We start from the raw sequence: 8450 nt of genomic DNA on the forward strand, positions 1-8450 counted from the left end.
AGAATATATAATAAGAAAAATATTTTGAATTGTAAAAAATTAGAGGTATTAGATAGAGATAAAAATATAATTGGTACAGTTGGGATAGTAGATTGTGAAAAAAATTGTTATTTGAAAAATGTAATTAACGCAATTCCATATATAATTTCGTATAAAGATATAAATGGTAATTTAACAGGGTGTAATAAAGCATTTGAAAAATTTGTTGGCCGTGATGAATTAAATCTTTTAGGAGAAAAGTATAAAGAAAATTGTTTAGAAAAAGAATTAGTATTAGAAATAGCAAATAAAGATGGCAACAATTTAGAGAAAAAGAATAAAAGGTTTTATGAAATTCAATATGAAAATGATAAAGTTATGAAAGTAGAAAAATTTCCTTTAAAAGATTCAGAAGGGAAAATTATAGGAGTAGTTGGCTTATCTGAAGATATAAGTGAAGATAAAAAGTTTCAAAATAAAATAATAGAAGAATCATATAAAGATAAAACAACAGGATTATATAATAGAAATTATTTTGAAAAAATAGCTGTAGAAATAGATAAAAATTTTAATGGAAAATTGATTTTAATCATGGGAGATAGTGATGCATTAAAATTAGTTAATGACTCTTTAGGACATTTAGAGGGAGATAGGTATTTAAGGGATTTAAGTAGAATAATTTTAGAAGTAGTAAATAAGCGTGGAGATGTTATAAGATGGGGTGGAGATGAATTTATAATATTAATTCCAAATGCAACTATAGAGGATGCTAAAGAAGTTACAGAAAAAATAAATTATTTATGTAGAAATAATGATAGTAGCCCAATTCCTATAAGTTTATCAATGGGATATTCATATAGAGAAGAAAATAATAAAACTTTAGATAAAATGATAGAAGAAGCAGAGAATGAGGTATATAAAGAAAAACTTATAAAAAGTGAAAAAACTAAAAAAAGACTTTTTGAATATATACAAAAATCTTTAATGGAAAAATGCTGTGAATCAGATGATATTAAAAAAAGAAATCATATATTAATACAAAAAATTTGTGAAGAATTGAATTTAACTAAAAAAGAAATAGAAGATATAAAATTAGCTTCTGATTTATGTTCTATTGGAATGATAGCAATTCCTGATAATATAGCTAAAAAGAATATTGATGAATTAACTGATAAAGAGATTGAAATATTAAAAACTCATCCTGATAAAGGATATAGAATAGTAAAATCTTATCCTGAAATAGCTAAAGTAAGTAAGATTATTCTTACTCATCATGAATATTATAATGGGGAAGGATATCCTTTAGGATTAGCAGGAGAGGATATACCTTTAGGAGCTAGAATAATAAGAATAATAGAAGATTACAATTATTATTTAAAATTTGATAATAAAATTACTAAAAAAGACATAGAAATCAAAATAAAATCTCAATCTTACGAAAAATATGACCCAAAATTGGTAAAAGTCTTTTTAAAAGTGATAAGTGAAATGTAAATATAATGTAAAAAATACAATTTTAATATTGAAAAAAATTAAATATGAAATAATAATAATATAGTAAAGTAAAAGAAACATTAGTTCAGGTAGAGGCGCGAAATTCAAGAGTATTTATAATTGTAAAAGCAGATTAGGTTATAAAAAAAGGGGATTTTGCCGAAGTGTTGTAATGATTGCTTTAAATTACAATACTGGTTATATACATAATATGTATATAATTGTCACAACATAGTTGTGGGGTGCTATCATTCTAAGGCAAAAGATGATGTACTAAGTACGTGGATTTGTGTGCCCTGAGTGATATATATTTTCCTCAGGGCTTAATTTTTTTGCTTTAGTAGGAAACTAAGGAGGAATGTATGTGGAAAGTAACACAGAGTTAAAAAGAGGTCTTAAAGAGAGACACATAAGTATGATTGCTATGGGTGGAGCCATTGGAACTGGAATATTCTTAGCAATGGGAGATAGTATACATACAGCAGGAGCAGGTGGAGCTTTAGTTGCCTATGGTGCAATTGGAGTAATGGTTTATTTTTTGATAACTAGCCTTGGAGAAATGGCAACTTTTATGCCTATATCTGGCTCGTTTGGAGTATATGCTTCCGAATTTGTAGATCCAGCTTTTGGTTTTGCAATGGGATGGAATTATTGGTACAATTGGGCAATCACTATAGCTACAGAAATGGTTGCAGGAGCGTTAGTTATGAGATTTTGGTTTCCGCATGTTCCCGCAATAGTTTGGAGTTCTTTATTTTTAACTATAGTAGTAGTATTAAATTTATTGTCAGCAAAAGCTTATGGAGAAGCAGAATTTTGGTTTGCTAGTATAAAAGTAGTTACAGTTATTATATTTTTAATAGTTGGAGCTTTAATTATATTTGGAATCATGAATGGACAATACATAGGTCTTAAAAACTTCTTTGCAGATGGAGGACCATTTGTAGGAGGAGGAAAAGCTATAATAAGTATATTCCTAATAGCAGGTTTTTCTTTCCAAGGAACAGAGCTTATAGGAATAACAGCTGGAGAATCAGAAAATCCAGAAAAAACTATACCAAAAGCAGTTCACACAATATTTTGGAGAATATTAATATTTTATATGGGAACTATTCTTGTTATAGGATGCATATTAACTGCTAAACAAGCAGGTGTAGAAACAAGTCCATTTACTATGGTTTTTGAAAGAGCAGGAATTGCAGGAGCAGCTTCTGTAATGAATGCAGTAATTTTAACTTCAGTTTTATCAGCTGGAAATTCAGGAATGTATGCTTCTAGTAGAATGTTACATTCAATGGCTCACGAAGGAATGGCTCCAAAAATATTTGGTAAAACAAATAAAAGAGGTGTTCCAGTTAATGCAGTGTTACTTACAACAGTTGTTGCATCAGCATGTTTCTTAACAGGTTTATATTCAGAAAATCAAGTTTATATTTGGTTAGTTGCTGCATCAGGTTTAGCAGGATTTATAGCATGGCTTGGAATAGCAGTATGCCATTATAGATTTAGAGGTGCATATATAGCACAAGGAAGAGATTTAAAAGATCTTCCTTATAAAGCTAAATTATATCCATTTGGACCAATAATCGCATTTGTACTTTGTGCAATAGTTATTGTTGGGCAAGGTGCAAGTTATGTTACATCAGGAGGAATCCAATGGATGGGATTCATTTCATCTTATTTAGGAATTCCACTATTTTTAATAATATTAATTGGATATAAGATAAAAAATAAAACAAAAATTATAAAATTAAAAGATGTAGATTTAAATAAAAATAGAATTAATAAATAAAAAAAAGCTTTAGTATATAAAAAATTGCTAAAAACAATTTTTTATACTAAGGCTTTTCTTATTTTTATACAAAAATAAGAAAAAAGTAAGAAAACGTTAACAAAATAATTAAGAAAACCCTTACATAAAAAAAAAAACTATGTTATAATTTATTCATAAAACCAAGGAGGATGAGTTTATGGAAAAATTAGTACCAACACCACATAATGCAGCTAAAGCAGGTGATATTGCTGAAACAATATTATTACCAGGAGATCCTTTAAGAGCAAAATTTATTGCTGAGACTTTTTTAGAAAATCCTGTTCAATATAATACTGTTAGAGGCATGTTTGGATATACAGGAACATATAAAGGAAAAAGAATATCTGTTCAAGGAACAGGAATGGGAATACCTTCAATAGGAATTTATTCATATGAATTAATACATTTCTATGGAGTAAAAAATCTTATAAGAATAGGTTCAGCTGGTGCAATAGATGAGAGCCTAAAATTACATGATATAGTTATAGGAATGGGAGCATGTACAGATTCAAATTTTGCATCACAATATAATTTACCAGGTACATTTGCTCCAACTGCAAGCTATAAATTAGTTGAAGGAGCAGTAAATGCAGCAAGAGAGCTTAATATTGAAGCTAAAGTAGGTAATATACTTTCAAGTGATGTTTTCTATGGTGAAAATGGATTAGATTCATTAAAATCATGGCAAAAAATGGGGGTTCTAGCTGTTGAAATGGAATCAGCAGGACTTTACATGAATGCAGCAAGAGCTGGAGTTAATGCTTTATGTATGTTAACTATATCAGATTGTCCATTTACTGGAGAATTAACAAGTGCAGAAGAAAGACAAACAGCTTTCACTAATATGATGAAAGTTGCTTTAGAAATGGCTTGTAAATTAGATTAATATAAATAAGAAAAGGCTAGGTATATACCTAGCCCTTTTTTATGTTTAAAATGAAAATTATATGAATAAATTTTTAATAAAATCTAATAACATTGATTACATTTCTCTTTATTTTTTATAATAAAATAATAAGAAGTGAGGAGGACGATTATGAAAAGAAATGCAGGGGTAAAAGAATTAATATTAAAAAAAATATTGCTGCCTACAACAATTATATTTATACTAATAGGAATTGTTGTAAATATAATGGATTTAAAAATGATAACAGATAGTAATCTTAGTATAATGAAAAGTGTAGCAATACAAGCTAGTCAAGTAGTTACTAAAGAAATTGATAATGATTTACTTCTTGCAAAAGATATTACTAAAGATAGCGGAATAAGGGATAATAATATATCTATACAAAATAAAGTTAAAATATTAAATGATTATAAAAATGAAGATACTTTACGAATAGGATATATTACTAATAATGGAGACTTGTTCTATACAGATGATAAAGAGATAAATGTATCTAAAGAAGAGTTTTTCAAAAAAATAATGAATGGAAATTCAGGAGTCTATGGACCATATTTTGATGAAAGAAATAATGAATTTATAGTTGATTTTTATTCACCAATTATTGAGAATGGAAAAGTTAAAGGTGGAATAATAGTAGAAAAGTCTGGCTATATATTATCTAATATAGTAAAAGGAATAAAGTTTTTAAAAACTGGTAGTGCATATATTATAAATTCAAATGGAATAACTATAGGAGCTGAAAATCCTAATATAATAAATAATGATAGTACATATATGAATAATGGTGTCATAAATGGAAATTCACAATTGAGAAATATAGGTGATATAGAAAAAAAAGATTTTAATGGACAATTAGGGACAAGTGAGTGTAAATATAATGGACATAAAGATTTTGTAGCTTTTGCACCTATAAAAGGATTGGATTGGAGTATAGCAATAGTAGTTCAAAAGAATGATATATTAGGCTCACTATATATTTTGAATTTCATAATTGTCGTAATAATGTTAATTGGTTTAGGAATCTTAGCATTAATAATTTGGAAAATGTCAGATAAATTATCAAATAGTTGTGATAATTTAAAAAATAATGTATTGGAGTTTTCAGAGGGAAATTTTAAAGAAAAAAAATGTGAAGAAGAAAGAATTTCAGAATTAAAAGAAATTCATAATGCTCTTGAATTTGGAAAAATAAAGATAAGAGGTTCAATATCTGTAGTGAAAAACATAACTTCTGATTTAAATGAGGAAACAGAAGCACTTGTAAGTGTATCAGAAGATATGCTAGTAGACTCTCAAACTATAGCTACATCATTAGAAGAGTCTACAAAAGGAATACAAGAACAAAGTGAAAGATTAATAGAAATAAATTCTATTTTTGAAAAATTTAATGATAAGATATGCAATATGAGAGAAATAGTTGAAAATTTAGATATAATCTCTTTAGATATAAATAACAGAGCAGTAAAAAGTAATGAAGATATGTCAGTTTTAGATAAATCAATAAAAGATTTTAAAAATAAATTTGATAATTTTGAAACATCAGCTTTAAAAGTTAGTACTAAGATTAATTCTATAAATGAAATAGTAAATGTGATAAATGATATTGCAGATCAAACAAATTTACTTTCATTAAATGCTGCAATTGAAGCTGCTAGAGCAGGAAATGCAGGAAGAGGATTTACAGTAGTAGCAGATGAGATTAGAAAGCTTGCAGAAGAATCAAGAAATTCATCTTTAGAAATAGCAAAACTAATAAAATTTGTTATTATCGATAATAAAAAAATGTTTGAAGAAGTTTCAGCTATGAATAAAGAAGTAAAAGAAAAATATGAATATGTAGTTAAAGCTAGAAAATCATTTGAGGACATATCTAATTATGTAAATAAGATAGTATTATCTATTGCTTCTTTAACAGCAAATTTTGTAATTATAGATAATGAAGAACATATGATTTTATCTAAAGTAGAAAATATAGCTTCTATTTCTGAAGAGCTTTCAGCAAGTTCTGAAGAAGTTTATGCATCAGTAGAAAATTTCGTTGCTTTAAGCGAAGTAATAAAAAATTCTTCAGAGCGTTTAAGTAGCGTAATAGTAGATTTAGATGAAATGGTTAGAAAATTCAAGATAGATTAAAAGTATTATAATTCTATATTTAAAAATACAAAAGAATTATTTTAGTGTATTTAATAAAAAAGTATGTAAATAAAAGGAAAAGGTTTAGAAATATAAAAAAACATATATTAAATAGGAGTCTTAATAAGTTTTAGCTTATTAAGACTTTTTATGATTAAAATATTTTAAAAGAGTGATTTTAATTATAGAAATAATTATGATATAATACTTTTTATCACAATTAAAGGAAAAAAGGGGAAGAGAAATGAAGGGAGAAAAAAGAAAATTAGTTATCTCTAAAACGATAACTTTTTTATTTATTGTTGGGTTTATAATATTATTTAAAAAGATTTTTGGAGACGAAAATACTCTTATTGGAGTTACTACAATAACTGGAGCATTAATGTTTTTAGAAAGAAATTTAACTACTAGAAAAGAAAGATATTTTTTTGAGTTGCTAGTTTTAAATATAGGATTGGGAATATTTTCTTATATAGCAGGATTAAATCCTATATTAGCTTTGATATTTAATTTTATAAGTATGTTTATTATTGGGTATATATTTTCTTATGATATTAGAAGTCATATGTATGTACCTTTTGGATTACAATATGTATTTATGCTAGCAGTACCAGTAGATTTATCAGGTCTTTATAATAGAATTTTATCTCTTATATTTAGTTCAATTTTTATTATGGTAGTTCAAATTATAGTAAATAGAAATAAAATTGAAAAAGAGGGTATTCCAGCAATAAAAAATCTTATTGATATTACTATAAACTTATTAAAATCAGAAGATATTAAAAAAGATAAAGAGTTAAAATTAAAGTTTGATAGTATTTCAATAAAACTTAAAGAAATTATATATAATAGTAAAAAAGAAAATTTTCATATAGAAACTAATGGAAAAGCTATGATAGATATAGTTATTTTTCTAAGAAGTATATGTAATAGAAAATTTGAAATAGAAGATAAAGAAATGTATGTAGAAGCTTTAAAAAAAATAAATTTATATATAGAAGAAAAGCGTGATTTAAGAACTTTAAATGAGATAGATTTTATTGATACTGACTTAGATTTAAAAGTTATAAGCAAGCTTTTAATAAACTTACAAAATAAAAAAGATAAAAATAATTTTGTAGTTTCAGAAGAATTAAAAAGCAAAAATAAATCAAATAGATATTTTAATAAGAATTCTATGAGCTTTAGATATGCAATAAGAATTGGTATTACTATAGGACTTAGTAGCTTTATTGTTGATTATTTTAATATATTCCAAGGAAAATGGATGCTATTTACAATATTTGCTCTTATACAGCCTTATTCAGAGTATGGAAAGATAAGAACAATTCAAAGAATGCAAGGAACATTTATAGGGGCAATAATAGCATTTGTTTTATTTTCTTTAGTAAATAATCCAATTATACAATCAGTATTTATTATAGGAGTAGGATATTTAGATAGTTTCCATAAAACTTATAAGGAAAAAATGATTTATGTAACAATATCTGCTATAGGAGCATCACTTATTTTAGGTGGAACATTTAAAATGGTTAGCACACGTCTTATATTAATTATGTTAGGTGTAGTAATAAGTGCAATAGGAAATAAATTTATTTTGCCTTATTCTATAGAAGATGCTAAAAAAGAATTAGTTCATATGTATGCTTTAAATAAAGAAAAAATAATTAATGAAATAAGATCAGAAAATAAAAATGGATCTTTAGAAAATCTATATATTGTTTCTTCCTTAATAGAGAAAAAATTATATGAGTTTAATTATAATGAAGAGATAAAAAATAAAAAGGAAGAAATTTTAGATGAATATTTTACTTTTAAAAGAAAAGTTTTGAGTTAAGAAAAGGCCTTTAGATTATTCTAAAGGTCTTTTTATATGTATTTTAGAAAAAATAATTGAATATAAATTATAGAATAATTGTAGAGGATAGGAGATATTATATGGAAGATATAAATATTATTTCTCTTGGTAATTTTAAAATAAATAACAGAGATTTTTTTAAGAAAATTTTAAATGTAAAAGAAATAGATAGAAAAAAATTAAGATCAATTTGTGGAGGAGAACAAGTAGTATATAAAAACTTTAGAAGAAATCTAAAATATATAAATAATCATTTTATAATAGAT

Annotated in this window: 6 protein-coding genes and 1 riboswitch; all 6 genes read left to right on the top strand. The window is 25.5% G+C overall.

The window, feature by feature from the left end:
- Nucleotides 1-1473: HD-GYP domain-containing protein (locus CLTHE_RS13220; protein WP_080023869.1), on the top strand; the 1473-nt coding region annotated here is incomplete at its 5' end.
- Nucleotides 1474-1555: 82 nt separating this feature from the next.
- A riboswitch (Lysine riboswitch) is annotated at nucleotides 1556-1729 on the top strand.
- A gap of 102 nt (nucleotides 1730-1831) precedes the next feature.
- Nucleotides 1832-3265 (top strand): amino acid permease, encoded by a 1434-nt coding sequence (locus CLTHE_RS13225; RefSeq protein ID WP_080023870.1) that lies wholly within the window; start codon nucleotides 1832-1834, stop codon nucleotides 3263-3265.
- A 178-nt stretch (nucleotides 3266-3443) separates the two neighbouring features.
- Nucleotides 3444-4172: a purine-nucleoside phosphorylase gene (gene deoD / locus CLTHE_RS13230; RefSeq protein ID WP_080023871.1), complete on the top strand. Its 729-nt coding sequence runs from the start codon at nucleotides 3444-3446 to the stop codon at nucleotides 4170-4172.
- A 150-nt stretch (nucleotides 4173-4322) separates the two neighbouring features.
- Entirely contained in the window at nucleotides 4323-6326 is a 2004-nt protein-coding gene (locus CLTHE_RS13235; protein WP_080023872.1) for a methyl-accepting chemotaxis protein, read from the top strand.
- A gap of 244 nt (nucleotides 6327-6570) precedes the next feature.
- On the top strand, nucleotides 6571-8163 hold the full coding sequence (locus tag CLTHE_RS13240) for an FUSC family protein (RefSeq protein ID WP_080023873.1): 1593 nt from the start codon (nucleotides 6571-6573) through the stop codon (nucleotides 8161-8163).
- Between the two features lie 101 nt (nucleotides 8164-8264).
- A partial coding sequence (locus CLTHE_RS13245; RefSeq protein WP_143324082.1) for a hypothetical protein occupies nucleotides 8265-8450 on the top strand: 186 nt, incomplete at its 3' end.

It is taken from the genome of Clostridium thermobutyricum DSM 4928 (assembly GCF_002050515.1).
Taxonomy (GTDB): Bacteria; Bacillota; Clostridia; order Clostridiales; family Clostridiaceae; genus Clostridium; species Clostridium thermobutyricum.

What these genes read in the sequence shown, in the direction of transcription:
- CLTHE_RS13225 (WP_080023870.1), top strand. Translation starts at nt 1,832, where the DNA reads ATGTATGTGGAAAGTAACACAGAGTTAAAAAGAGGTCTTAAAGAGAGA.
- deoD (WP_080023871.1), top strand. Translation starts at nt 3,444, where the DNA reads ATGGAAAAATTAGTACCAACACCACATAATGCAGCTAAAGCAGGTGAT.
- CLTHE_RS13235 (WP_080023872.1), top strand. Translation starts at nt 4,323, where the DNA reads ATGAAAAGAAATGCAGGGGTAAAAGAATTAATATTAAAAAAAATATTG.
- CLTHE_RS13240 (WP_080023873.1), top strand. Translation starts at nt 6,571, where the DNA reads ATGAAGGGAGAAAAAAGAAAATTAGTTATCTCTAAAACGATAACTTTT.